Consider the following 22874-nt stretch of genomic DNA (forward strand, 5'->3'; position numbering starts at 1 on the left):
CGATTCTCTTACACTGCAAGGATGTCCAGATCTCATCAAGCCAACCGGCTCAACATGCAGGGGCTCGCTCAAGACGGCGTGCCGCTGATCGAAACCACTTTGCTGCAAAATTTGGAGCGCCTTGCACAAGAAACGCAAGGGCTACAACCCGATTCGGCCGTTCAGTGGCAGGCTCGCGGTGAATTGCGTCCCCACGACGGCGCTGATGACGAGGTGTGGTTGCATCTTCAGGCCAAAGCCTTGATCCCGTTGACTTGTCAGCGTTGTATGGGTGTTGTTTTCACGCCCGCAGAAGTCAATCAGTGGTACCGTTTCGTGGCCAGCGAAGACATCGCCATGGCGGAAGACGACCAGTCCGAAGAAGACCTGCTGGTGATGACCCCTCAATTTGATCTGCTGGCTGTCCTGGAAGATGAGTTGTTGATGGCCCTGCCACTGGTACCTATGCATGACAGCTGCCCAGTCGCTTCTGCGTTGCAGGCTGGCGAGGCTGACATTGCAGGTGACACTGGTGTGAAAGTGAATCCTTTTGCCGTGCTGGCGCAACTCAAGAAAAAAAATTAGTTGCGGGGTGTTAAATTAAGAGTCTCGAATGCAGCGATTGTCTGGACGCCTAGAAAACGGAAGTAAGTCACCCTGTATCGAGCTATAATCAAAAGCTTCGCGTACCGACGTAGTGACACGGCCTCATACGGTCCCGCTATCCGTTGTGCGTAATTTACCAACCCCTACACCCCCTCAGGAGCGGATTATGGCCGTCCAGCAAAACAAAAAGTCACCTTCGAAGCGCGGGATGCACCGCTCGCACAATGCACTGACCGTGCCAGGTATCGCTGTGGAATCAACCACCGGTGAAACCCATTTGCGCCACCATATCAGCCCAACGGGTTTTTACCGTGGCCGCAAGGTGCTGAAATCCAAAAGCGAAGCGTAATTTCACGCTTTAAGTACTGGCCCGCACTTATACTGCGGGCCTTTCTCTTTTTAAAGTCAAATTCTTGACTGCGCGGGTTTGCTCATGATTAGGATCGCTGTAGATGCCATGGGGGGCGACGTCGGCCCCTCCGTCACTTTACCGGCAAGTCTGGCCTTTCTGGACGGCCACCCCGAGGCGGCTTTGGTGCTGGTGGGTAAACCAGAGCTTATGGCTGCGCATCCGCTATATGCCCGGCTACGTTCACATGAACGTTGCAAAATAGTTGATGCCAGCGAGGTCGTCACCATGGATGATCCGATAGAGATAGCCTTACGGCGCAAGAAGAATTCATCCATGCGGGTGACCATTAATCAAGTTCAAAACGGTATTGCCCAGGCTGCAGTGTCTGGCGGCAATACGGGCGCTTTGATGGCAATCGCTCGCTATGTACTTAAAACGATGGACGGTATCGATCGTCCGGCAATTGCCTCACAGTTGCCCAACGCGGCGGGTGGGGCCACAACAGTGCTCGATCTGGGTGCCAATGTGGACTGTACCGAAGACCATTTGCTTCAGTTTGCGGTGATGGGGTCTGCACTGGTCGCTGCCATTACCGACAACCCCGCGCCCAGTGTCGGGCTGCTGAATATTGGTGAAGAGGCCATAAAAGGCGGCGAAACCATCAAAAAGGCGGGAAAACTGTTGCGATCCGCCTCTGATTCTGGCGATATAAATTTCTATGGAAATGTTGAAGGAAACGATATTTTCAAGGGCACGACCGATATTGTGGTCTGCGATGGCTTTGTTGGTAATGTGGCGCTCAAAACCAGCGAAGGGCTGGCCAATATGATTAGTGACTTTATCAAGGCAGAATTTTCGCGCAATATGTTGACGAAGATTGCGGCTATCGTTGCTTATCCGGTGTTAATTGCATTTAAAAATAGATTTGACCATCGCCACTACAACGGCGCCGCGTTACTCGGCTTGAAGGGGTTGGTATTCAAAAGCCATGGCTCGGCGGACGCCTTTGCTTTTGAGCGGGCGCTCAATCGGGCTTATGATGCGGCTCGGAATAACTTGCTTGAGAGGGTTCGCGAGCGTATCGCCCATGCCGCGCCGTTGCTGGGTGCGGCGCAAATAGCGCTGTCAACCAAGATGGCGCTTCCGGTTTCTTCAATACCCGTCGATTCTCCAGTTTCGACACCGGCACATTAATCCATGACTCGTTATTCACGCATTACCGGCACGGGTAGTTATTTGCCACCCCGCCGACTGACCAACGCCGAACTTGCTGCCGAACTGGCGGTCAAAGGTGTTGAAACGTCCGACCAATGGATTGTGGAGCGTACCGGGATTCGGGCCCGCCACTTCGCCGCCCCAGATGTTTCCAGCAGTGACCTTGCTTTTGAAGCCGCCAAAAAGGCACTTGAAGCCGCGGGTTTGCAAGCGTCCGACATTGATCTCATCATCGTTGCCACCTCAACGCCGGATATGGTGTTTCCATCAGTGGCCTGCATCCTGCAGAACAAGCTGGGTATTAGCGGATGTCCGGCTTTTGATATCCAGGCCGTTTGCAGCGGATTTATCTATGCGTTAACCGTGGCTGACGCCATCATCAAAACCGGTTCGGCGACCAAAGCCTTGGTCATAGGCGCGGAAGTGTTTTCGCGCATTCTCGATTTTTCAGACCGGACCACCTGCGTGCTCTTCGGCGATGGAGCGGGCGCCGTGGTGCTGGAGGCATCCGACACGCCCGGCATCCTCGCCAGCGATCTGCACGCCGATGGCAAACACGTCGGTATTTTGTGTGTCCCCGGCCATGTATCGGGTGGCCAGGTGTTGGGCGACCCGCTACTGAAAATGGACGGGCAGGCCGTGTTCAAGCTGGCCGTAGGCCTTTTGGAAAGTACGGCCCGCGCCACACTGGCGAAAGCGAATCTGACTGACGCCGATGTGGACTGGATGATTCCCCATCAAGCGAACATCCGCATCATGCAAAGCACAGCCAAGAAGTTGAAAATGCCATTCGAGAAAGTCATTGTGACGGTCGATCAGCACGGCAATACTTCTGCGGCGTCGATTCCGTTGGCGCTGGATGTGTCGGTGCGAAGCGGCAAGGTCAAAAAAGGCGACACCCTTTTGTTTGAAGGGGTGGGCGGCGGCTTCACGTGGGGTGCCGTGCTTCTTAATTATTGAGATGCTGGCATTAATCCACCGTCCAGCTTCTGACAGACAGGTGGTCCCTTGGCTCTCAGACCGTCAGTTTTAACAATCTGGGCAGACCGTTTCACAGCCCTGTTGCTGGCGGGCGCTTTTGCCGTTGCGGGCTGGAAAATTATTAATCGTGATCCCGCTGGAAACTTTTTAGCAGTTCCTCAGCAGTCTGCGTTTCCGCCAGGCGCTCAGCGCGCCGTCGCGACAGCCGCGCCGGCTAAAAGCGCTCTAGCACGACATCTGTCACCGGATGGGAGGTTCCGGTTTGATGCGCAGTTTGTTTCAGCAAAACCAGGCCAAGCGGTGCATGCCGCCTCCATCGTCGAGTTGAACGATGGCCAATTGCGGGCCGTCTGGTTCTCGGGGTCTCGCGAGGGTGCCGGCGACGTCACCATTCAAACCGCAGTGATGGATGCCACCAGCCAGCATTGGAGTGGGGAAAGCACGATCTTCAACCGGCAGCAAGTTCAACAGGGCCTGTGGCGCTATGTCAAAAAACTGGGTAATCCGGTAATCGCCCGTGCACCTGATGGATCACTTTGGTTGTGGATGGTCAATGTTTCCTTGGGCGGATGGGCCGGCAGTTCCATTAGTTGGGCGCGTTCCGTGGACGATGGCGTCACTTGGAGCGTTCTCCGGCGACTGGTCACCTCCCCCTTTCTCAATATCAGCACCTTGGTCAAAGGCGCGCCGATTTTTTACCAAAACGGTTTTATTGGACTGCCGGAATATCACGAGTTTGTGACGAAATTTGGCGAAATTTTGCAAATCAACGCTCAGGGGCAGGTGGTCGATAAAATCCGCATCCCGGGCAGCCGGACCAGCCTGCAACCGGTGATGCTGGTGTCAGGATCAGAACAGGCGCAGGTGTATATGCGCTCGGGCAGTGCCCGCAACGTGATGACGTCAGCCACAAACGATGCTGGCAAAAATTGGCAGACAACGCATGAAACGACGTGGCCCAATCCCGATTCAGCGCTGGCTGGGGTTGTGACCAGTACGGGAACGCAGTGGATGGCCTTAAACCCGACCCACCGGAGCCGCGAGATTCTTGCGCTGTTGCAGACAAGCGCAGGGGGTGATTTTGAGGGCGCTCCAGAATGGGTCGTGGAATCGTCGACCAGCCCCCAAACAAACCTCTCAATCGGCAATTACGAACGTTTATTAGCTAACGAACTCAGGAGCGAAGGGGCGAGCGAAGAACAGAACCAAGCCTATGTGGCCAGCGCCAAGCGCCAGTTGTGCGGCGCTCAGAACTGCGCAGAGGAGTTTTCATACCCCTATTTATTGCAGAGCCGCGACGGCTATATTCACCTTGTGTATACGTGGCACCGTACGCGCATCAAGCATGTGCGGTTTGATCCGTTGCAGTCCCTCCAACCTGTTCGCGCCGCCCTGGCCAGCCCCCTCGATGCTCCCGCCCCTCACTGATCTGATTGCTTTGCTGGGCATCGATTTGGTGCTATGCGCCGGGTGCTTGCGCGGGCTGAACGGGCGGTCCGGAGTGACGCGTGTCAGCGGACCTGCCAAGTGGATCACCGCAATGGTTTTTGTGGTCTTGTGGTTCCCTTTGGGAGCTGACCACCTTCCGATCCTGGCTTATGTGCGCGGCATCAGTTCAGACTTAAGTGTTACGTTAGTGGCGCTCGCTGCTCTGGACTTGTCCCGTCGCTTTTTTGGGCTTCGGGCAGTGGGTCAGCAGGAGTGGAGGACGCTGAGCGGTGTGGTCGCTTGCGCAGCCTTGGTTTTATATCCGCTGGCGCTGGGGTGGGGTGATTGGGACGCCTATCGGGCCGGGTGGGGCACTCCCGGCATGTGGTTGGCTTTGTTGACGATAGCGCTTTTTTGTTGGGCCAAAGGATTGCGGCTTTTGCCGGTATTAGTCGCCCTGGCCTTGCTCGCATGGAGTGCTGGACTCCTTGAGTCCACCAATCTGTGGGACTATCTGATGGATCCCTGGTTGGCCACTGCGGCGCTTTTTCAATGCATAAGGTGGGGCGTGGTGCAATGGCTGGCACGATCCAAGCGACCAGCTTCGGGTCCTGTACCCTCGTCGCCCTGACCCGCCGCAAGCAAATCTATTTCAGCATTGAATGGCTATGGCGCGTTTTCTTAAAATGGTCGTCGATACTCTCGGGGCTGGAAGAAGTTAATAACTGGAGTAATTATTTGAAACCGTTCGCTTTTGTGTTTCCCGGGCAGGGCTCGCAGTCGGTGGGCATGCTGGATGCTTGGGGCGACCACCCTGTTATCGCGCAAACTCTGGCGGAAGCCTCTGAAGCCCTGGGTCAGGATATTGGCAGGTTGATTAAAGAAGGACCGAAAGAAGCGTTGGCCTTGACCACCAACACCCAGCCTGTGATGTTGGTCGCGGGTGTGGCCGCTTACCGAATGTGGATAGCTGAAACCGGCGTAGCGCCGACTTTGATGGCCGGCCACTCTCTGGGCGAATATTCCGCCCTAGTGGCTTCGGGCGTACTGTCCTTGTCGCAGGCCGCGCCGCTGGTGCGTTTTCGGGCGGAGGCGATGCAGGATGCCGTTCCTGTGGGTGTGGGCGCGATGGCCGCGATCCTGGGCATGGAGGCAGTTAGGGTCATTGAAGGATGCGCGGAGACGGTGCGGGCGTTTGGGCCTGATAGTTCTGAGGTGGTTGAAGCCGTCAATTTCAACGATCCTATGCAAACAGTCATTGCGGGCACGAAAGCGGCCGTGGAAAGAGCTTGCGAAGTGCTCAAAGCCAACGGTGCCAAACGTGCCCTGCCTTTGCCGGTCTCGGCGCCTTTCCATTCCAGCTTGATGAGGCCGGCTGCCGAAAAACTTAAAGAAAGATTGGCCGCGGTGGATTTTGCGGCGCCCCAAATTCCGGTCATCAACAACATCGCAGTCGCCGTCGAGATACAAGCTGACCGCATTCGGGAAGCGCTTTATGCACAGGCGTTTCGCCCGGTGCGCTGGGTAGAATGCGTCCGGGCCATCAAGGCGCAGGGGGTGACCACCCTGGTTGAATGCGGACCGGGCAAAGTGCTCGCCGGGATGGTTAAAAGAATTGATTCAGAATTGACGGGGGCGCCGTTGTTTGATCCAGTTTCGTTGGCTGCAGTGAAGGAGATGCTGGCATGAACGACGTGAAGTTTGACGGTCAAGTTGCGCTAGTCACCGGTGCATCGCGCGGAATAGGTGCCGCCATTGCGCTCGAATTAGCCGAAAAGGGTCTGAAGGTTGTTGGTACGGCGACGAGCGATGAAGGGGCTGCCAAGATCAGCAACATGCTCGCTGCATTTCCAAGCTGTATCGGCAAGAACCTGAATGTGAACGACGGGGCGGCTGCTGAGGCGCTTATAGACAGTATTGTAAAAGAGCATGGTGGCTTGCAGGTGCTTGTAAACAATGCGGGCATCACGCGCGACATGCTGGCGATGCGCTTGAAGGACGATGATTGGGACGCGGTACTGGATACCAATCTCAAAGCCGTGTTCCGCATGAGCCGTGCGGTGATGCGAACTATGATGAAGCAGCGCTATGGCCGCATCATCAGCATTACGTCGGTGGTAGGGGCGTCAGGCAATGCCGGTCAAGCCAATTACGCCGCAGCCAAGGCCGGCGTGGCAGGCATGACGCGTGCACTGGCGCGCGAATTGGGTCCCCGTAACATTACGGTAAATTGCGTGGCGCCAGGCTTTATTGAGACTGACATGACGGCTAGCTTGCCAGAGGAACAGCAAAAAGCACTTTTGGGACGAATTCCATTGGGCCATCTTGGAAAGCCCCAAGATATTGCTCATGTGGTGGCATTCGTCGCCAGTCCGCAAGCTTGCTACATCACCGGCCAGGAAATTCATGTGAATGGCGGCATGTACATGTAGTCTCCAGTCAGTGATGGGCTAGTGTGACCTTGCCTAGGGTATGAAAACGGCGGGTTGATATTGAAAAAAAAGAAATCGGAGCCGGTTTTTATTCGTCCGGCCCGGCGCCGAGGGAAACGCCGCTAACGCGGTAAAATAACGAATTAATTTACAACCCTCAGAGGGAACTATGAGCGATATCGAAGCACGTGTTAAGAAAATCATTGCCGAACAACTCGGCGTGGAAGAAGGTCAAGTCACCAGTGAAAAGGCCTTTGTGGCCGATCTGGGCGCTGACTCCCTTGACACCGTTGAACTGGTCATGGCTCTGGAAGACGAGTTTGGCATTGAGATTCCCGACGAAGACGCCGAGAAAATCACAACTGTCCAGAACGCGATTGACTACGCGAACACCCATCAAAAGGCCTAAGACTTTAGGGCCTTTGCCGTCATCAAACCTGAAAAGCCAATCACGGTCTTTTCAGGCTTTTTTCCAGGAATACTGAATGAGCCGTCGTCGTGTCGTCGTGACAGGTCTGGGTTGTGTCACCCCGGTAGGGAATACCGTGGCCGATTCCTGGGCTAATTTGCTTGCCGGGACGCCCGGTATTGACTTAATTACGCAATTTGATGCAAGCAATCTTGCCTGTAAATTCGCCGGGGAGGTCAAGGGTTTCAATATTGCGGATTACATCCCCGAAAAAGAAGCTCGGCACATGGACCGTTTCATTCATCTCGGGCTTGCCGCGGCCTTTCAGGCGGTGGCTGACAGCGGTCTGCCCACGGGCGAAGCACTGGGCGATGAGCAGGCGACCCGTATCGGTTGCAATATTGGTTCGGGTATTGGCGGTTTGCCGATGATCGAGCAGATGCATTCCGAATTGGTGAATCGTGGTCCACGCCGAATTTCACCATTTTTTGTACCTGCAACGATCATCAACATGATCTCCGGTCACGTGTCGATCAAGTTTGGCTTCAAGGGTCCCAACATCGCAGTCGTAACGGCTTGCACTACCGGCCTTCATGCAATCGGCTTATCCGCACGCATGATTGAGTATGGGGACTGCGACGCGATGGTGGCCGGCGGTGCTGAAGCGACAGTCTCGCCTCTTGGCGTTGGCGGCTTTGCAGCGGCTCGCGCACTTTCAACCCGCAATGAAGACCCGAAAACGGCTTCCCGTCCTTGGGATAAAGACCGCGATGGCTTTGTGCTGGGAGAGGGCAGTGGCGTCGTGGTGCTCGAGGAATATGAACACGCAAAAGCGCGTGGCGCCAAGATCTATGCCGAAGTCAGTGGTTTTGGTATGAGCGCCGACGCCTATCACATGACCGCACCCGATGTCGACGGTCCCCGCCGTTCGATGGTCATGGCGTTGAAAAATGCCGGCGTTAATGCCGATCAGATTCAGTATCTCAATGCGCATGGCACTTCCACGCCGTTAGGTGACCTGAACGAAACGAATGCCATTAAAGCGGCCTTCGGCAGCCATGCCAAAAACATGGTGGTCAGCTCGACCAAATCCATGACCGGCCACTTGCTGGGCGGCGCTGGCGGCATCGAGTCGGTGTTCACGGTGCTCGCATTGCATCATCAAAAAATACCGCCCACCATCAACATCTTTAATCAGGATCCCGAATGCGATCTGGATTACTGCGCCAACACAGCGCGAGATGCCAAAATCGAGATTGCGGTCAAAAACAATTTCGGATTTGGAGGCACTAATGGCACGCTGGTATTCAAGCGCGCGTGACGCAATCAGATTTAGTTTCGTTAAACATCCGTCGAACCACCAATCGCCTTGAGCACACACAACGCCCCGCCGGTTGTCTACCCGCTGGGGCGTTCGCATTTTCAGGGTTGGTTCTTGCTCGGGTTTTGGGTCGCAGGCCTGCTGTCGCTGCTGCTCTGGTTTTACGTCACCCGGCAACTGGATTGGCGGATGGATCTGGCTGTAGCCGCCGTTGTAGGTGCAGGCGTGGCAGCGCGAGCTGGCTGGAATAGTGCACCCGCTGGTCAGTTGGCATGGGATGGGGAAGTCTGGCGCTGGGAAAGTTTGAGTTACCAGACAGGAATCGCGGAGCAAGAACTCTCAGTGATTGCTGATTTCCAGCAACTGCTGCTGCTCCGGCTCGAAAACCATGCGGGCGCCAAGCTTTGGCTCTGGGTGGAGAGACGGGCATCGCCAGAGCGCTGGCTGGATTTGCGCCGGGCGGTATATTCTCCGCAGAAGTCGTCGGCCACTTCACTGCCGCGTAATTTGCTGCAGGCAGAGCCGCAGTTGGCTGTGGCAGTATCGAGTCCTGTGCCGCCTGTCGATGTCACGCAAATAAAGTCATGAGTGCCGATATCCCACCCTTGCAAGCCGAGCGTGCGGTCGATAGCGACGCCCTGCTGGTGGAGCGCGCGGTAGCGGGCGATCAAAAGGCATTTGAACTGCTGGTCATCAAATACCAGCGGCGCATTCAGCGTTTGATAGGGCGCATGGTCCGCGATGTGGATCTTGTGGAAGATATTGCCCAGGAGACGTTTATCCGGGCTTACTGTGCATTGGCGCAGTTCAGGGGCGAGGCCCAGTTCTACACTTGGCTGTACCGGATCGCGGTCAACACCGCCAAAAAGGCCTTGATGGACCTCAAGCGGAATCCGACCGTTTCGGAAAATTCCTTCAAATCTGGGGACGACGATGAAACTTCCCCGTTGGAAAACGAACTAATTAGTTCCGAAACGCCAGATGCCGTGCTGGCAAGCAAGGAAATAGCGGAAATTATTAATGCGGCGATGGACGCGTTACCGGAAGAGCTCCGCCAAGCAATCTCCTTGCGCGAAATAGAAGGGTTGAGCTACGAAGAGATATCGGAGGCCATGAATTGCCCCATTGGTACGGTTCGATCACGCATTTTTAGGGCCCGCGAAGCTATTTCGGAGAAAGTTAAGCCCTTGCTGGAAAACCAGTCGGGCAAGCGCTGGTGAAACGTGCGGATCAAAGAGTCAGAAATGCGTCCCTGTAAGTCTTGAGCGATCAAAAAAAACGGGCAGACTCGCTGCCCACGAACATGGTGAAACCGTCTATGCAAACCAGCGAACTAATGTCGGTCTTGGCGGATGGCCAATTGGCCGGTAAGGACTTTGTAGCGGCTTTGCAGACCTGCCAGCAGGATGAGTCTGCACTGGCCTGCTGGAACACCTACCACTTGATCGGTGATGTACTGCGATCTCCCGCCTCGTTGGTGTTAGGTGGGGACCTGGTTTTTGTTAGTCGGATCAGCCAGCGTTTGGCACAGCTATCCCTGGATGGGGTGGAGCTTCGTTCTCTTGAATTCGGTTCTGTACTGCCGACCGAGGGACCAGCCGCCGAGGAAGTTACCCATCGCCGCGGCCCGGCGTCCAACGATGGTAATTTCCGTTGGAAGCTGGTGGCTGGTTTTGCTTCTTTGGCGGCCGTCTCGGCACTTGCTTGGGACGTATCCAGCTTTCTGACTACGGTCTCTGCTCCGCAGCAACTCGCCCAGATTTCAGGGCCCCACCAATTGGTTGTGGATTCACCACGGGGCCCGATGGCGGGCGACGCCCGGCTTTATGAGTTGCTGGCTGCGCACAAGCAGTTGAGCGGTATGTCCGCCTTGCAGGAGCCCTCAGGCTTTTTGCGAAATGCTACTTTTGAAACGTCGCAAAACACGGGGCGCTGACTCCACGTTGAGTTCCGGTAATGTTCGCAAAAATCCATGAAATTTAAGTCTTTTTGTTTTCTGACCATTGCAGGATTTGTGCTCTTTGCTATGAATTATGTAGCAGCTCAGGCACCTTCATCGGTGGCCCAATTTCCAGCCGAAACGACTCAGGGAAAAATAGCGCCCTCGGGCGGTAGCGCAGGACGGGAGGCGATAAGCCTGGGAGCCAGTTCCAACGCACCGGCTTTAGCGGCAGAGTCCAAGAGCGTCAATGACTGGTTGATGCGCATGCACGATGCTTCAAGAAAACGGGCCTATATCGGAACCTTTGTCGTGTCGTCAGGCGGCGTGATGTCAAGTGCGAAAATCTGGCATGTCTGCGAAGGCAACCAACAGATGGAACGGATTGAAACGCTTACGGGTGCCCCGCGGTCTATTTTCCGGCACAACGATCAGGTGATCACCTTTATGCCCGACCAGAAGGTGGTTCGCAGTGAAAAACGGGAGTCGTCAGACATGTTTCCCGAGTTTCTTCAGTCGGCCGATAGCCACATCGCCGACTTTTACAAGATTCGGTCGGACGGCGTCGAGCGGGTGGCGGGGGTCAAGTCTGACATCATCATGCTCGTTCCCAAGGACAACATGCGATTTGGCTACCGTGTCTGGACCGAGCAGAAGAAAGGCTTGGTGGTAAAACTGCAGACACTGGACATCGATGGCAAGGTGCTTGAGCAGGCCGGGTTTTCAGAGCTGCAACTCGATGCGCCCGTCAAGATGGATAAACTCATTCGGATGATGGGCAAAGTAGAGGGCTACCATGTTGAAAAAGCCGTCTTGGTGAAGACGACGGCAAGTGTCGAAGGCTGGGTTTTGAAGGCGCCCGTGGCCGGCTTTAAACCGATGAGTTGCTATAAGCGTCCGCCTGTCTCGACTGTGGGCGATGAACCTCTACAGTGGGTTTTTTCCGATGGCCTTGCCTCTGTTTCCATCTTTGTGGAGCCCTTTGATCCGCAGCGTCATGGTAAGGAATCCACGTTGTCATTGGGCGCTACCCAGACGATAACTAAGCGCATGGATGGGTACTGGATAACCATCATGGGAGAAGCGCCCATTACAACTTTACGGCTCTTCGCCAGTGGGCTGGAGCATAAGAAGTAAGACGGGGCGCTCCAGCAAGAATTTCCGAAAAACGTTGCGCCTATGGGCGGATTGTTTTTCTTGCTGCTGACCCCCAACTGCCTGACTTGATGTAACGATAACTTTTTTTGCCTGACTACCAATACTTATGACGAGGTTGATGATGCATGAATCGAATTTAAAATCCCTGCGTTCCTATCTCGCGGCGGGTTTATTGACCGTTGTTGCCGCGACCGCCGCGCTGCCTGTCACACCCGTGTGGGCGCAAACGCGCACCTTGCCCGACTTCACCGATCTGGTTGAGCAAGTTGGCCCCTCGGTGGTTAACATCCGTACCCTTGAAAAAGTCAAGACCTCTGCCGGAGGAGGTGCCGATGAGCAAATGCTCGAATTCTTCCGGCGTTTCGGCATTCCCGTGCCGCCCAACATGCCCCGAACACCACATCCTGATCGCAACCAGCCGCAGTTGCCCGACGAGGATCAGCCCCGTGGCGTGGGTTCTGGGTTCATCCTGACGGCGGACGGCTTCGTCATGACCAATGCGCATGTGGTTGAAGGCGCGGATGAGGTGGTCGTCACGCTGACCGACAAGCGTGAATTCAAAGCCAGAATCATTGGCGTTGACAAACGCAGCGATGTTGCCGTGGTGAAGATTGAGGCTAATGGACTAGCGGCCGTGAAAATTGGCGATATAAACCGCCTTAAGGTGGGCGAATGGGTCATGGCTATCGGCTCACCGTTTGGCCTTGAAAACACGGTTACTGCGGGGATTGTCAGCGCAAAGCAGCGCGATACCGGCGACTACCTACCCTTCATCCAGACCGATGTGGCGATCAACCCCGGGAACTCGGGTGGACCTTTGATCAATATGCGCGGAGAGGTCGTGGGCATTAACAGCCAGATCTATTCACGTTCAGGCGGCTTTCAGGGCATATCCTTTGCCATCCCCATTGACGAGGCGACCCGCGTGGCTGACCAGTTGCGCGTTAGCGGCAAAGTAACGCGCGGGCGCATCGGCGTTCAGATTGACCAGGTAACCAAAGAGGTGGCCGAATCTATAGGGCTTGGCAAGACCCAGGGCGCGCTTGTGAGAGGCGTGGAGAGCGGCGCACCTGCGGAAAAAGCGGGCATAGAAGCTGGCGACATTATCATTAAGTTTGACGGCAAGCCGATTGAGAAAGCCGGTGATCTCCCGCGTATGGTCGGCAATGTGAAGCCGGGTGTCAAAGCGGTGGTGACTGTATTCAGACGCGGATCGACCAAAGATTTGGCCGTCATCATCGGCGAAATGGAATCCGAAAAACCAGTTCAGAAAACTTCGGGGCCAGAGCCCAAACCGCCATCGGCTGGCCCCGCGAAAGTGCTGGGTATGGTTCTGAGCGAGCTACCTGATTCGCAGAAAAAAGAGCTCAAGATCAAGGGCGGCGTGAAAGTGGAAACCGCTGACGGCGCAGCTGCCCGGGCCGGGCTTCGGGAAGGCGATGTGATCGTGGCGATTGCAAATTCTGAAATCAAGAGTGTCAAAGAGTTCGACGCTGCGCTGGCGAGGATCGACAAATCGAAGGCGGTCAACGTGTTGTTTCGGCGCGGCGAGTGGGCGCAGTATGCGCTGATCCGACCTGCACATTGAAGGGCACGGTTTCTCTGGTTGGAAGCCAAACCAATTAGCTAAGTTTTTAATTCCCGCAAAACCCCGTATTTTTTTAGCAAGGGGTTTTTCTGAGCGAGCCAACACTTTTCTAGGCTTAAAACAACTTTTTATTGAGAGAGAAATTCATAAATTTGTTTGTAGCCACCTATTTAAGGCTTCGTCATGGATCGATTTCTATATAATTCTGCAAGACTTCTGCATTTTTTAGATATAAAGAAACCGGGAACAAATGGGTTCAAGTTTATTGGAGCTATCCCGGGCTGATCCACAGGTCATCCACATGTTGTCCAGAGGTCATCAACATAAAATTGTGAATAAGTTGTGCATAAGTTTCCTGTTGCTAGCTTGCAACGACAAAAATATGGCTGTTTTGGGGCTGTTCGCTAAAGGCTTTTTGCCTACAATGAACTTCCAACTATCGCAGTTGCCATAGATTGTTGGTTCAGGGCGCGTCGCTACTTGACGCGCCCTTTTTTATGGTCTTTTGCGAATAGTCTTTAATCTCTTCGCAATACTTTCAAGTACTTAGGCGTTCTCGTTGATGAATCACATCAGAAATTTTTCGATCATTGCACACATTGATCATGGCAAATCCACGCTTGCAGACAGGATCATCCAGCGTTGTGGTGGCCTGCAAGATCGCGAGATGAGTGCTCAGGTGCTTGATTCGATGGATATCGAAAAAGAGCGTGGGATAACTATCAAGGCGCAGACCGCCGCGTTGAAATACAAGGCACTCGATGGTCAGATTTATCACCTCAATCTGATCGACACCCCGGGACATGTCGACTTTTCTTACGAGGTCAGTCGCTCGTTGTCTGCCTGTGAAGGTGCGTTGTTGGTGGTGGATGCCAGCCAAGGTGTCGAGGCACAGACTGTTGCCAACTGCTACACGGCATTGGAGTTGGGTGTGGAGGTTGTACCCGTGTTGAATAAAATGGATTTGCCGCAGGCCGACCCAGACAACGCCAGGCAGGAAATCGAAGACGTGATCGGTATTGATGCGACCGACGCGATTCCGTGCAGTGCCAAGACCGGCATGGGTATTGACGAAATTCTGGAAGCTGTGATTGCTCGGATCCCACCCCCCAAAGGCAACCCGAACGGCGCCCTGCGCGCGATGATTATTGACAGCTGGTACGACGCCTACGTGGGCGTGGTCATGCTGGTACGTGTGGTGGATGGGCGCTTGGCCAAGGGTGATCGGATCAAGCTCATGGCCAGTGAAGCCACCTACAACGCAGATCAGTTGGGCGTCTTCACCCCCCACACCGAGGAGCGTCAGTCACTCGAAGCCGGAGAAGTGGGCTTTGTGATCGCAGGCATCAAGGAACTTCAGGCGGCGCGGGTCGGCGATACCCTGACCATGATCAAGCCCGGTACGGGTGGCGCTGCTTTCACGGCCACCGAGCCGTTGCCTGGCTTCAAGGAAATCCAGCCTCAAGTGTTCGCCGGCCTCTATCCGAGCGAGGCTAGCGAGTACGAGTCGCTGCGAGACGCGCTGGAAAAGCTCAAGCTCAACGATGCATCGCTGCATTACGAGCCTGAAGTCAGTCAAGCCCTTGGCTTTGGATTTCGTTGCGGATTTCTGGGCCTGCTTCACATGGAAATTGTCCAGGAGCGGTTGGAGCGGGAGTTCGATCAGGATCTGATCACGACGGCGCCTAGTGTGGTGTACGAAGTGGTCAAGGCCGATGGCGAAATCATGCGGGTCGAGAATCCGTCGAAAATCCCCGACGCCGGAAGAGTCAGTGAGATTCGCGAACCCATCGTCACAGTGCATCTTTATATGCCGCAAGATTGTGTAGGCGCCGTCATGACGCTGGCCAATCTCAAGCGCGGCGTTCAGTTGAACATGGCCTACCACGGCAAGCAGGTCATGCTGACGTACGAGATGCCTCTGGGCGAAATCGTGCTGGACTTCTTTGACAAGCTGAAATCCGTCTCTCGCGGCTACGCATCGATGGATTATGAGTTCAAGGAATTCAGGGCCTCCGATGTGGTGAAAGTCGATATTTTGCTCAATGGCGAGAAAGTAGACGCGCTGTCCATCATCGTTCACCGCAGTCAGTCGGCCTATCGGGGGCGAGCCGTAGTGGCCAAAATGCGTGAAATTATTTCTCGACAGCAATTCGACGTGGCGATCCAGGCAGCCATCGGGGCCAACATTATTGCGCGTGAGACAATTAAGGCGCTGCGCAAGAACGTGATCGCCAAGTGCTACGGCGGCGATATTTCACGTAAGCGCAAACTCCTTGAAAAACAAAAAGCAGGAAAAAAACGCATGAAACAAATCGGTTCTGTGGAGGTACCTCAAGAGGCGTTCCTCGCCATATTGCAGGTAGAAGATTAATGCGCAGCGTAATGAGTTCAATCACGGCGGTGGTGCTGGCGGCGTTTGTGGGTTACGGCGCGGCCTGGTATTTGGGTGCTGTAGAGGGCAATTTTTCTCTGCTGCTGTTTTTGGCCACGGTGGTCACTGGCATCTACTGGCTTGCCGAGCGATTTTATTTTCTGCCACAGCGGCGACAAGCCGTTGTAGCGCTCGAAGTGAGCGCTTTGAGTCGCCAGGCTGAACTAACCAAAATGGGCATTAGCCAAGTCGACGACAACACCAAGGAAGTCAAAGCTCGCCTCATCATGCAGCCGTGGTGGCTGGACTGGACCGCTGGCTTGTTTCCGGTGATTGTCGTGGTGTTTCTGCTGCGTTCTTTTCTGTTTGAGCCTTTCAAGATTCCGTCTGGTTCCATGATCCCGACCTTGCTCGTCAACGACCTGATTTTGGTTAATAAATTTCACTATGGTGTGCGCCTGCCGGTCATTAACACCAAGATATTTGACAACCACAGCCCGGAGCGCGGTGATGTGATGGTATTCCGCTATCCACCCAAACCTAGCCTGGATTACATCAAACGCGTTGTCGGCATCCCTGGCGACGAGGTGGCTTACCTTAACAAGAAGCTCACCATCAATGGGAAACCTTTGGTCAAGACACCCTTGCCCGATTTTTTTGATGAGGATGCGCTGCGCTACGCAAAGCAGTTTCAGGAGGTCAATGGCGACCGGAAATACCGACTGCTCAACGACGAAGATCGTCCGGCTTTCATCCCGGGTGCTGATGACTTTCCCTTCAAAGAAAATTGCCGTTACAGCAGCGAGGGCGTCGTGTGCAAGGTGCCGGAAGGGCACTATTTCATGATGGGGGACAACCGCGATAATTCACTGGATTCCCGCTATTGGGGTTTTGTCCCAGAGAAGAACATTGTGGGTAAGGCCTTTTTTGTATGGATGAATTTCGGCAACCTGAAACGTATTGGTGCTTTCCAGTAATTTCGACCTTGGGGCAGGCACTAGGGAGTGCTCAGCTAACTGTTTAATAGGACTCACATGGCTTTCTAGTCAACGCAGGAGAAAAAAATGAAATATCAGCAGCATGGAATTTCCTTCATCGGCCTCTTGTTTGTGGGGGGCGTTTTGGCGGTCGCTAGCGTCTTGATTGTCCAGGTTGTGCCAACGCTGATTGAATTCCAGGCCATTACCAAGGCGGCCAGCAAAGCCACCGAGGGCGGCACAGTCGCAGAAATAAGAGCTATTTTCGACAAGGCCGCAGCGGTTGATGACATTAAATCAATTTCGGGAAAAGATTTGGAAGTGACCAAGGAAGGCGATAAGACCGTTGTCGGTTTTGCGTACACCAGAGAAATTCACTTGGCTGGCCCTGCGTACCTGCTGCTTAAGTACAACAGTCGATCGAAGTAAGTGCGAGCCACTGCCACCTCAAGCGCCGACTTGCTTGCCCTGCAAAAGTGCCTTCAGCACGATTTTTCCAATCCCAAGCTGCTCGCACAGGCGCTGACGCATCGCAGTTTTTCAGCCGACAACAACGAACGAATCGAGTTTTTAGGTGATTCCGTCCTGAATTTGGCCGTGGCCGCCCTGTTGTACGAACAGCTCAGCGAGGTCCCCGAGGGCGATTTGTCGCGGGTACGTGCCAACCTTGTCAAGCAGGACACCCTTCACAAACTGGCTTTGGTGCTCGGTCTGCCGGACCGGTTGCGGCTGGGCGAAGGGGAAGCCAAATCTGGTGGACAGAATCGGCCGTCCATATTAGCCGATGCCTTGGAAGCGGTGATTGGCGCGGTGTACCTGGATGCGGGCTTCGACAAGGCCGACCAGTTGGTGCGGCGCCTATTCAAGGATGTCGAAATCAACCCCCAGATGCAGGCCATCGGCAAAGACCCGAAGACCGAATTACAGGAGTGGTTGCAAGGCCGCAAAATGAAGTTGCCGATTTACCGCGTGGTAGGCACCATGGGGGCTGCGCACAAGCAGACATTCGAGGTGGAGTGTGAGATAACCGAATATGGTCGGGCTGAGCGCGGCATCGGCGGCTCTCGCCGAGTCGGCGAGCAGGCGGCCGCAACGGCCATGCTGATGTTTGTCAAAACGCTGGATTCCTGACTCAGCGCTATAAAAACTTTAGCCCAACACCTTTAAAGATTATGAGTACAGGTAAAAAAGAACCTAAAAAACCAATAAAAGCGGCCGCAAAAGCGCCGATCAATGCGCCGGGGGTGAAGTCCCTTGAACCAGGGCCTGGTCAAGATGCGCTCGGAGCCATGCTGGCTAACGCGTTGTTGTCCCGGGGCGCGGCGGTGCCTGCCGCCGATCTCCTTTCCACCGTCGACATTCCACCCGTCGGCGATCAGCGGTGCGGCCTGATTGCCATTGTCGGCAAACCCAATGTGGGTAAATCAACCTTGCTGAATGCGCTGGTGGGCCAGAAAATCAGCATTACATCGCGCAAGGCTCAGACCACACGGCATCGCATCACAGGCATGCGCACCGTCAACGCAACCCAGTTTGTATTTGTGGACACGCCGGGATTTCAGACCCGGCATGCCAACGCTTTGAACCGTTCGTTGAATCGCACGGTCGTCGGAGCCGTCAACGATGTGGATTTGATCGTGTTTGTTGTGGAAGCGGGCCAGTTCAACCAGGCCGATGCCAGGGTGCTGTCTTTGTTGCCCGAAAAAACACCCGCAATTTTGTTGGCTAATAAGTTTGACCTGATTCATCGCCGCGCTGAAATTGCTCCATGGCTTAAGGAGATGCAGGAGCGCCACAACTTCGCAGAGTTTGTGCCCATGTCGGCCAACAGTAGCAAGGATGTCGAGCGCTTGTTCGGTATTTGCGAAAAATATCTTCCGCTACAACCGTGGATGTACGGCGCAGACGAACTGACCGATCGCAGCGACCGCTTTATGGCCGCCGAGATCATTCGCGAAAAACTGTTTCGTCTTACGGGCGACGAGTTACCTTACACCTCGACCGTGTTGATTGACCAGTATCAGGAAGAGGGTAATCTGCGCAAGATCGCTGCGACCATCGTGGTTGAACGCGACGGTCACAAGGGCATGATCATTGGCGAAAAAGGCGAGAAACTGAAACGTATCGGAACCGAAGCCCGGCACGAGTTGGAAGCGCTGACGGGGGGCAAGGTGTTTCTTGAGATATGGGTGAAGGTTCGCTCGGGCTGGGCTGATGATGAGGCTCGGGTTAAAACTTTTGGCTATGAGTAACTTGTTGGACACCCTGTTTTTCACTTTGTGCCGGGCGCTGCTCCCAAAAGGTTTTGAACCTTCTTGGAAGGGGCCGGCGCGGCGTTCTGAGGCATTCCCGACCGCGTGTGCGCTGCTACCGCCCGCTAGAGTCGCCATCACTCGGTATGTTGAAGCGGTTGCATGAGGACTTAGGCTGTGGCGGTTAAACGCATCAGTGACGAGCCCGCTTATGTGTTGCACCGCTACGACTGGAGCGAGTCCAGCCTGATCCTGGAGGTTTTCACCCGCCAGTACGGGCGGCTGGCGCTGGTTGCACGAGGCGCAAAAAAGCCCAGCTCCCGTTTCCGTCCGATTTTGCTGCCCCTGCAGCCTCTGCATGTTGCTTTTGGCGGGGATGCTGAAATCCGCACCCTCAAAAGTGCTGAATGGCAAGGTGGCCATGTCATGCCTACGGGCGACGCCCTGTTGTCGGGCTACTATGTCAATGAATTGCTGATGCGCCTGCTGGCCCGCGATGACCCGCATCCAGCCCTTTTCGACAGCTATTCCGCCACGGTCCAACTGCTTGCCAGTCAGAGCATCGACACGCTGCAGCTGGCGCTGCGGGCGTTTGAACTGCGCTTGCTGCGCGACATCGGCCTCTTGCCCATGCTGGATGCTGAAACCGCGACGCTGGGCCGTCTAGAAAGCCACACCCGCTATGTATTGGTGCCGGAGGCTGGTCTTAGACAGGCGCACGACGACGACCGTGCCAGCCTGCCGGGGGAGCAATGGGAGTCACTTCAGCGGGCGCTGGACAATGACGCCCCGTTTTCCGACACTGTTCGAGCCTGTATTCCCAGCCTTGGTGAACTTAAAATCCAGCTTCGCGCGTTGCTGCACTACCATTGCGGTGTGAAGGTTTTAAAAACTCGGCAAATGATGATGGATCTGCAAGCTCTCTAACAATCAATATCGCCATGACAACCTTTTCTCCATCCGCGCCTAAGGCTGCTCCCGAGGTCAATCACAAGACGGTCCTGTCGGTCAACGTGAATAAAGTAGCATTGCTTCGCAATACGCGGCACCTCGACATCCCGAGCGTCACGCGAGCCGCCGAGTTGTGTCTGCAGGCCGGCGCGCACGGTATTACGGTGCATCCGCGACCCGACGAGCGTCATATTCGTCCCGCCGATGTGTACGAAATCGCCGCGCTGATGAAAGACTGGCCTCACTGCGAATTCAATATTGAAGGTAATCCGTTCCAGAATCTGATGCACTTTGTGCGGGACCTATCAGCCCGAGGCTTGCCGCTGCATCAATGCACCTTTGTGCCGGATAGCGAGGATCAGTTCACCAGTGACCATGGCTGGAACTTTCCAGACGACGCAGAGCGTCTCAAACCCCTTATTGAGCAGGCGCACGCGCGGGGAGTGCGGGTGAGCCTTTTCATGGATCCAGTCTCTGAAGCAATGGCCGCAGCAAAAGCTGTGGGCGCCGACCGGGTTGAGTTCTATACCGCTTCCTACGCGCATCCCGGGTCAGCGGCCGAAAAAAAAGGTGTTTTAAGCCGTTTCGTCCTTGCCGGAAAAGCCGCAGCAGTTATGAATTTAGGGGTGAATGCCGGTCATGACTTAAACCGTGACAACCTTACGGCCTTCCTGCGGGCAATGCCTGGCGTGAGGGAGGTATCCATCGGTCACGCGCTGATCGCCGATGCGCTGGAGCTGGGTTACAGTGCTGCGGTCAAAGATTACCTGCGATGCATTGACGAGGCTTTTATTAAGGTTCTTCCTGCTACCCCCGTCTCAGTTGCCCGATGATCTACGGCATTGGGACTGACATTTGCGATGTGCGCCGTATTCGAGCGAGTTTTGAACGCCATGGCGAGCGGTTTGCCCGCAAGATCCTCAGCGATGGCGAACTCGACACTTGGAAGGCCCGTGGTACGCGCTGGCCGGACCGGGGCGTCAGTTACCTTGCTACGCGCTTTTCCGCGAAGGAAGCCTTCAGCAAAGCCATTGGCCTGGGAATGCGTCTTCCCATGACTTGGCGCCACTGCGAAATTGCCAATGCGGCAGCCGGACGGCCCGAGATAGTGTTGCACGGCACGTTGAAGGCCTGGTTTGAGGCGCGCCATCTCACTGCCTTTGTCACCGTGACCGACGAAACCGATTACGCCGCCAGTTTTGTGGTGGTAGAACGCGGCCGGTTTCCAGGCTAAGACTCCCACTCTGTAAACCATGACTTCACTCGTTTCTGAACACGCCCCTCTCATCATTGACATTGCCGGCCTGTCGCTTAGCAAAGCCGATCGCCGTCGACTCAAGCATCCGCTCACCGGCGGCGTCATATTGTTTGGCCGCAACTGGAAAGACCGCCAGCAGCTCGTTGACCTCTGCGCTGAAATCAAAAGCGTGCGCGAAGAGCTGCTAATCTGTGTTGACCACGAAGGCGGCCGCGTACAGCGCTTTCGTACCGATGGTTTTACCCATTTGCCGCCGATGCGCGCGTTGGGCGATTGCTGGATAAAAGATCAGCTCGCGGCCACCAATGCGGCCACTGCCAGTGGCTACGTGCTGGGGGCTGAGCTGCGGGCCTGCGGTGTGGATTTGAGCTTCACGCCGGTGCTCGATTTGGACTATGGGGAAAGCGGCGTCATCGGCGACCGCGCCTTTGGGCGTGATCCGCGGGTGGTCAGTTTGCTGGCCAAAAGTTTGATGCATGGGATGCTGCAAAGCGGCATGTCCAATTGTGGCAAACACTTTCCCGGTCATGGTTTTGTGAAAGCGGATTCGCACACCGACATTCCGATTGATAAACGCAGCCTAAAGGCGATTCTGGCAGATGACGCCGCGCCTTATGAATGGCTTAACACGACGCTCACCGGCGTGATGCCCGCGCATGTTATTTATCCCAAAGTGGATCCGCGACCTGCCGGATTTTCGAGCAAGTGGCTTAACTTTATTCTGCGCAGTCAGCTCGGCTTTGGTGGCGCGATTTTTAGCGATGACCTGAGCATGGCGGGTGCGCGCATGATAGACGGTCACGATGTGAGTTACACCCAGGCGGCAGTCACTGCGCTCAATGCTGGCTGCGACATGGTAGTGCTGTGCAATCAATCGGTGGGTGAAGGCAAACCGTTAGACGAAATACTCGAAGGCTTGGCCGAGGCTCTTCTAAAGGGCCAATGGGAGGCTATGGAGGCTAGCGAACTGCGCCGGCGGGCATTGTTACCGCAAAGCAGGGCGCTCGCTTGGGATGCCCTGATGGTTCAGCCCGCATACATGCATGCGCTTGGCCTTCTACCGTAACCGCCGCATTCCTGAATCGCGCTGATCAGCCCGAAGAGGCATTGGCAGGCCAAGCCAGTTTGCCGGCGGCGTCGATGTGAGTCAGGTAAACCCGCAGGTCGAATTCATACTGATGGTAGCGTGGCTCCATGTGAGTGCAGAGCTGGTAAAACGCTTTGTCGTGCCCCTTTTCCTTGATATGAGCCAGTTCGTGCACTGTAATCATCCGCAGGAATTCCACCGGTACTTCCTTGAACAGCGTCGCCACGCGAATCTCCCGCTTGGCCTTGAGCTTGTGACCCTGAACGCGAGACACGGTCGTGTGCGTCCCCAGCGCGTGAGAAATGACGTGGAGCTTGCTGTCAAACGTCACTTTGGAGAGCGGCTCGGCGTTGCGTAGGAAATCGCCTTTCAGCGCCATGACGTAATCGTACAAAGCCTTATCGGTTCGTACCCCGTGGGCATGACGGTATTTATTGAGCAGCATATTGCCCAGCCGCCCCTGCGCCAGCAGCTGTTGCACCTGTGTCTGGAGATTTTCGGGATACCCGGCAAGGTATTTCATTGAAAAAGGCATCAGTTTAGCTATCAAATGAATAGCTCATGTGG

Annotated in this window: 25 protein-coding genes; 24 read left to right on the forward strand and 1 reads right to left on the reverse strand. The window is 55.1% G+C overall.

Annotated elements, in window-relative coordinates; translation table 11 throughout:
• Positions 1–21: 21 nt before the first annotated feature.
• From HHJ16_RS07685 to nagZ, 24 genes are all read left to right on the forward strand, one after another.
• Entirely contained in the window at positions 22–564 is a 543-nt protein-coding gene (locus HHJ16_RS07685; RefSeq protein WP_293642011.1) for a YceD family protein, read from the forward strand.
• A 187-nt stretch (positions 565–751) separates the two neighbouring features.
• Complete coding sequence (gene rpmF, locus HHJ16_RS07690; RefSeq protein WP_293642012.1) at positions 752–934, forward strand: 50S ribosomal protein L32; 183 nt, start codon at positions 752–754, stop codon at positions 932–934.
• 84 nt (positions 935–1018) lie between these two features.
• The gene (gene plsX, locus HHJ16_RS07695; RefSeq protein ID WP_293642013.1) at positions 1019–2131 is read left to right on the forward strand and encodes a phosphate acyltransferase PlsX; all 1113 of its coding nucleotides are present in this window, start codon (positions 1019–1021) and stop codon (positions 2129–2131) included.
• Positions 2132–2134: 3 nt separating this feature from the next.
• On the forward strand, positions 2135–3112 hold the full coding sequence (locus HHJ16_RS07700; RefSeq protein WP_293642014.1) for a beta-ketoacyl-ACP synthase III: 978 nt from the start codon (positions 2135–2137) through the stop codon (positions 3110–3112).
• Between the two features lie 48 nt (positions 3113–3160).
• Positions 3161–4561, forward strand: coding sequence for a sialidase family protein (locus tag HHJ16_RS07705; protein WP_293642015.1), 1401 nt, complete (start codon positions 3161–3163; stop codon positions 4559–4561).
• Positions 4542–5192: a hypothetical protein gene (locus HHJ16_RS07710; protein WP_293642016.1), complete on the forward strand. Its 651-nt coding sequence runs from the start codon at positions 4542–4544 to the stop codon at positions 5190–5192. The genes HHJ16_RS07705 and HHJ16_RS07710 overlap by 20 nt, the downstream gene beginning before the upstream one ends.
• Before the next feature lie 107 nt (positions 5193–5299).
• The gene (gene fabD, locus HHJ16_RS07715) at positions 5300–6250 is read left to right on the forward strand and encodes an ACP S-malonyltransferase (protein WP_293642017.1); all 951 of its coding nucleotides are present in this window, start codon (positions 5300–5302) and stop codon (positions 6248–6250) included.
• On the forward strand, positions 6247–6993 hold the full coding sequence (gene fabG, locus HHJ16_RS07720; protein WP_293642018.1) for a 3-oxoacyl-ACP reductase FabG: 747 nt from the start codon (positions 6247–6249) through the stop codon (positions 6991–6993). The genes fabD and fabG overlap by 4 nt, the downstream gene beginning before the upstream one ends.
• Before the next feature lie 169 nt (positions 6994–7162).
• On the forward strand, positions 7163–7402 hold the full coding sequence (gene acpP / locus HHJ16_RS07725) for an acyl carrier protein (RefSeq protein ID WP_011484542.1): 240 nt from the start codon (positions 7163–7165) through the stop codon (positions 7400–7402).
• 76 nt (positions 7403–7478) lie between these two features.
• Positions 7479–8723 (forward strand): beta-ketoacyl-ACP synthase II, encoded by a 1245-nt coding sequence (fabF, locus tag HHJ16_RS07730; RefSeq protein ID WP_293642019.1) that lies wholly within the window; start codon positions 7479–7481, stop codon positions 8721–8723.
• 48 nt (positions 8724–8771) lie between these two features.
• Positions 8772–9311 carry a hypothetical protein gene (locus tag HHJ16_RS07735; protein ID WP_293642020.1) on the forward strand — a complete coding sequence of 180 codons (540 nt, stop codon included), beginning with the start codon at positions 8772–8774 and terminating at the stop codon, positions 9309–9311.
• Positions 9308–9943 carry an RNA polymerase sigma factor RpoE gene (gene rpoE / locus HHJ16_RS07740; RefSeq protein ID WP_293642021.1) on the forward strand — a complete coding sequence of 212 codons (636 nt, stop codon included), beginning with the start codon at positions 9308–9310 and terminating at the stop codon, positions 9941–9943. Before HHJ16_RS07735 ends, rpoE begins: the two co-directional genes overlap by 4 nt.
• A 98-nt stretch (positions 9944–10041) precedes the next feature.
• Positions 10042–10659: a sigma-E factor negative regulatory protein gene (locus tag HHJ16_RS07745; RefSeq protein WP_293642022.1), complete on the forward strand. Its 618-nt coding sequence runs from the start codon at positions 10042–10044 to the stop codon at positions 10657–10659.
• 90 nt (positions 10660–10749) lie between these two features.
• On the forward strand, positions 10750–11799 hold the full coding sequence (locus HHJ16_RS07750) for a MucB/RseB C-terminal domain-containing protein (protein ID WP_293642023.1): 1050 nt from the start codon (positions 10750–10752) through the stop codon (positions 11797–11799).
• A gap of 142 nt (positions 11800–11941) precedes the next feature.
• A complete protein-coding gene (locus HHJ16_RS07755) occupies positions 11942–13408 on the forward strand; it encodes a DegQ family serine endoprotease (RefSeq protein ID WP_293642024.1) in 1467 nt (488 codons plus the stop codon).
• 562 nt (positions 13409–13970) lie between these two features.
• Complete coding sequence (gene lepA, locus HHJ16_RS07760) at positions 13971–15782, forward strand: translation elongation factor 4 (RefSeq protein ID WP_293642025.1); 1812 nt, start codon at positions 13971–13973, stop codon at positions 15780–15782.
• 11 nt (positions 15783–15793) lie between these two features.
• The gene (gene lepB / locus HHJ16_RS07765) at positions 15794–16759 is read left to right on the forward strand and encodes a signal peptidase I (protein WP_293642026.1); all 966 of its coding nucleotides are present in this window, start codon (positions 15794–15796) and stop codon (positions 16757–16759) included.
• 87 nt (positions 16760–16846) lie between these two features.
• Entirely contained in the window at positions 16847–17188 is a 342-nt protein-coding gene (locus HHJ16_RS07770; RefSeq protein WP_293642027.1) for a DUF4845 domain-containing protein, read from the forward strand.
• Positions 17189–17890 carry a ribonuclease III gene (gene rnc / locus HHJ16_RS07775; protein WP_293642028.1) on the forward strand — a complete coding sequence of 234 codons (702 nt, stop codon included), beginning with the start codon at positions 17189–17191 and terminating at the stop codon, positions 17888–17890.
• A gap of 158 nt (positions 17891–18048) precedes the next feature.
• Complete coding sequence (gene era / locus HHJ16_RS07780; protein ID WP_293642071.1) at positions 18049–19011, forward strand: GTPase Era; 963 nt, start codon at positions 18049–18051, stop codon at positions 19009–19011.
• A 177-nt stretch (positions 19012–19188) separates the two neighbouring features.
• On the forward strand, positions 19189–19938 hold the full coding sequence (recO, locus tag HHJ16_RS07785) for a DNA repair protein RecO (protein ID WP_293642029.1): 750 nt from the start codon (positions 19189–19191) through the stop codon (positions 19936–19938).
• Positions 19939–19952: 14 nt separating this feature from the next.
• A complete protein-coding gene (locus HHJ16_RS07790; RefSeq protein WP_293642030.1) occupies positions 19953–20795 on the forward strand; it encodes a pyridoxine 5'-phosphate synthase in 843 nt (280 codons plus the stop codon).
• Positions 20792–21196: a holo-ACP synthase gene (acpS, locus tag HHJ16_RS07795; protein ID WP_293642031.1), complete on the forward strand. Its 405-nt coding sequence runs from the start codon at positions 20792–20794 to the stop codon at positions 21194–21196. The genes HHJ16_RS07790 and acpS overlap by 4 nt, the downstream gene beginning before the upstream one ends.
• 19 nt (positions 21197–21215) lie before the next feature.
• Positions 21216–22286, forward strand: a complete 1071-nt coding sequence (gene nagZ, locus HHJ16_RS07800) for a beta-N-acetylhexosaminidase (protein ID WP_293642032.1) — start codon at positions 21216–21218, stop codon at positions 22284–22286.
• Positions 22287–22311: 25 nt separating this feature from the next.
• On the opposite strand, the gene HHJ16_RS07805 is transcribed toward nagZ, so the two are convergent.
• Complete coding sequence (locus HHJ16_RS07805) at positions 22312–22830, reverse strand: YgjP-like metallopeptidase domain-containing protein (protein WP_293642033.1); 519 nt, start codon at positions 22828–22830, stop codon at positions 22312–22314.
• Between the last annotated feature and the right edge of the window lie 44 nt (positions 22831–22874).

Source organism: Polaromonas sp., from assembly GCF_012927485.1.
GTDB lineage: Bacteria > Pseudomonadota > Gammaproteobacteria > Burkholderiales > Burkholderiaceae_C > Polaromonas.

What these genes read in the sequence shown, in the direction of transcription:
- HHJ16_RS07685 (WP_293642011.1), top strand. Translation starts at nt 22, where the DNA reads ATGTCCAGATCTCATCAAGCCAACCGGCTCAACATGCAGGGGCTCGCT.
- rpmF (WP_293642012.1), top strand. Translation starts at nt 752, where the DNA reads ATGGCCGTCCAGCAAAACAAAAAGTCACCTTCGAAGCGCGGGATGCAC.
- plsX (WP_293642013.1), top strand. Translation starts at nt 1,019, where the DNA reads ATGATTAGGATCGCTGTAGATGCCATGGGGGGCGACGTCGGCCCCTCC.
- HHJ16_RS07700 (WP_293642014.1), top strand. Translation starts at nt 2,135, where the DNA reads ATGACTCGTTATTCACGCATTACCGGCACGGGTAGTTATTTGCCACCC.
- HHJ16_RS07710 (WP_293642016.1), top strand. Translation starts at nt 4,542, where the DNA reads ATGCTCCCGCCCCTCACTGATCTGATTGCTTTGCTGGGCATCGATTTG.
- fabG (WP_293642018.1), top strand. Translation starts at nt 6,247, where the DNA reads ATGAACGACGTGAAGTTTGACGGTCAAGTTGCGCTAGTCACCGGTGCA.
- acpP (WP_011484542.1), top strand. Translation starts at nt 7,163, where the DNA reads ATGAGCGATATCGAAGCACGTGTTAAGAAAATCATTGCCGAACAACTC.
- fabF (WP_293642019.1), top strand. Translation starts at nt 7,479, where the DNA reads ATGAGCCGTCGTCGTGTCGTCGTGACAGGTCTGGGTTGTGTCACCCCG.
- rpoE (WP_293642021.1), top strand. Translation starts at nt 9,308, where the DNA reads ATGAGTGCCGATATCCCACCCTTGCAAGCCGAGCGTGCGGTCGATAGC.
- HHJ16_RS07745 (WP_293642022.1), top strand. Translation starts at nt 10,042, where the DNA reads ATGCAAACCAGCGAACTAATGTCGGTCTTGGCGGATGGCCAATTGGCC.
- HHJ16_RS07750 (WP_293642023.1), top strand. Translation starts at nt 10,750, where the DNA reads ATGAATTATGTAGCAGCTCAGGCACCTTCATCGGTGGCCCAATTTCCA.
- HHJ16_RS07755 (WP_293642024.1), top strand. Translation starts at nt 11,942, where the DNA reads ATGCATGAATCGAATTTAAAATCCCTGCGTTCCTATCTCGCGGCGGGT.
- lepA (WP_293642025.1), top strand. Translation starts at nt 13,971, where the DNA reads ATGAATCACATCAGAAATTTTTCGATCATTGCACACATTGATCATGGC.
- lepB (WP_293642026.1), top strand. Translation starts at nt 15,794, where the DNA reads ATGAGTTCAATCACGGCGGTGGTGCTGGCGGCGTTTGTGGGTTACGGC.
- HHJ16_RS07770 (WP_293642027.1), top strand. Translation starts at nt 16,847, where the DNA reads ATGAAATATCAGCAGCATGGAATTTCCTTCATCGGCCTCTTGTTTGTG.
- era (WP_293642071.1), top strand. Translation starts at nt 18,049, where the DNA reads ATGCTGGCTAACGCGTTGTTGTCCCGGGGCGCGGCGGTGCCTGCCGCC.
- HHJ16_RS07790 (WP_293642030.1), top strand. Translation starts at nt 19,953, where the DNA reads ATGACAACCTTTTCTCCATCCGCGCCTAAGGCTGCTCCCGAGGTCAAT.
- acpS (WP_293642031.1), top strand. Translation starts at nt 20,792, where the DNA reads ATGATCTACGGCATTGGGACTGACATTTGCGATGTGCGCCGTATTCGA.
- nagZ (WP_293642032.1), top strand. Translation starts at nt 21,216, where the DNA reads ATGACTTCACTCGTTTCTGAACACGCCCCTCTCATCATTGACATTGCC.
- HHJ16_RS07805 (WP_293642033.1), bottom strand. Translation starts at nt 22,830, where the DNA reads ATGAAATACCTTGCCGGGTATCCCGAAAATCTCCAGACACAGGTGCAA.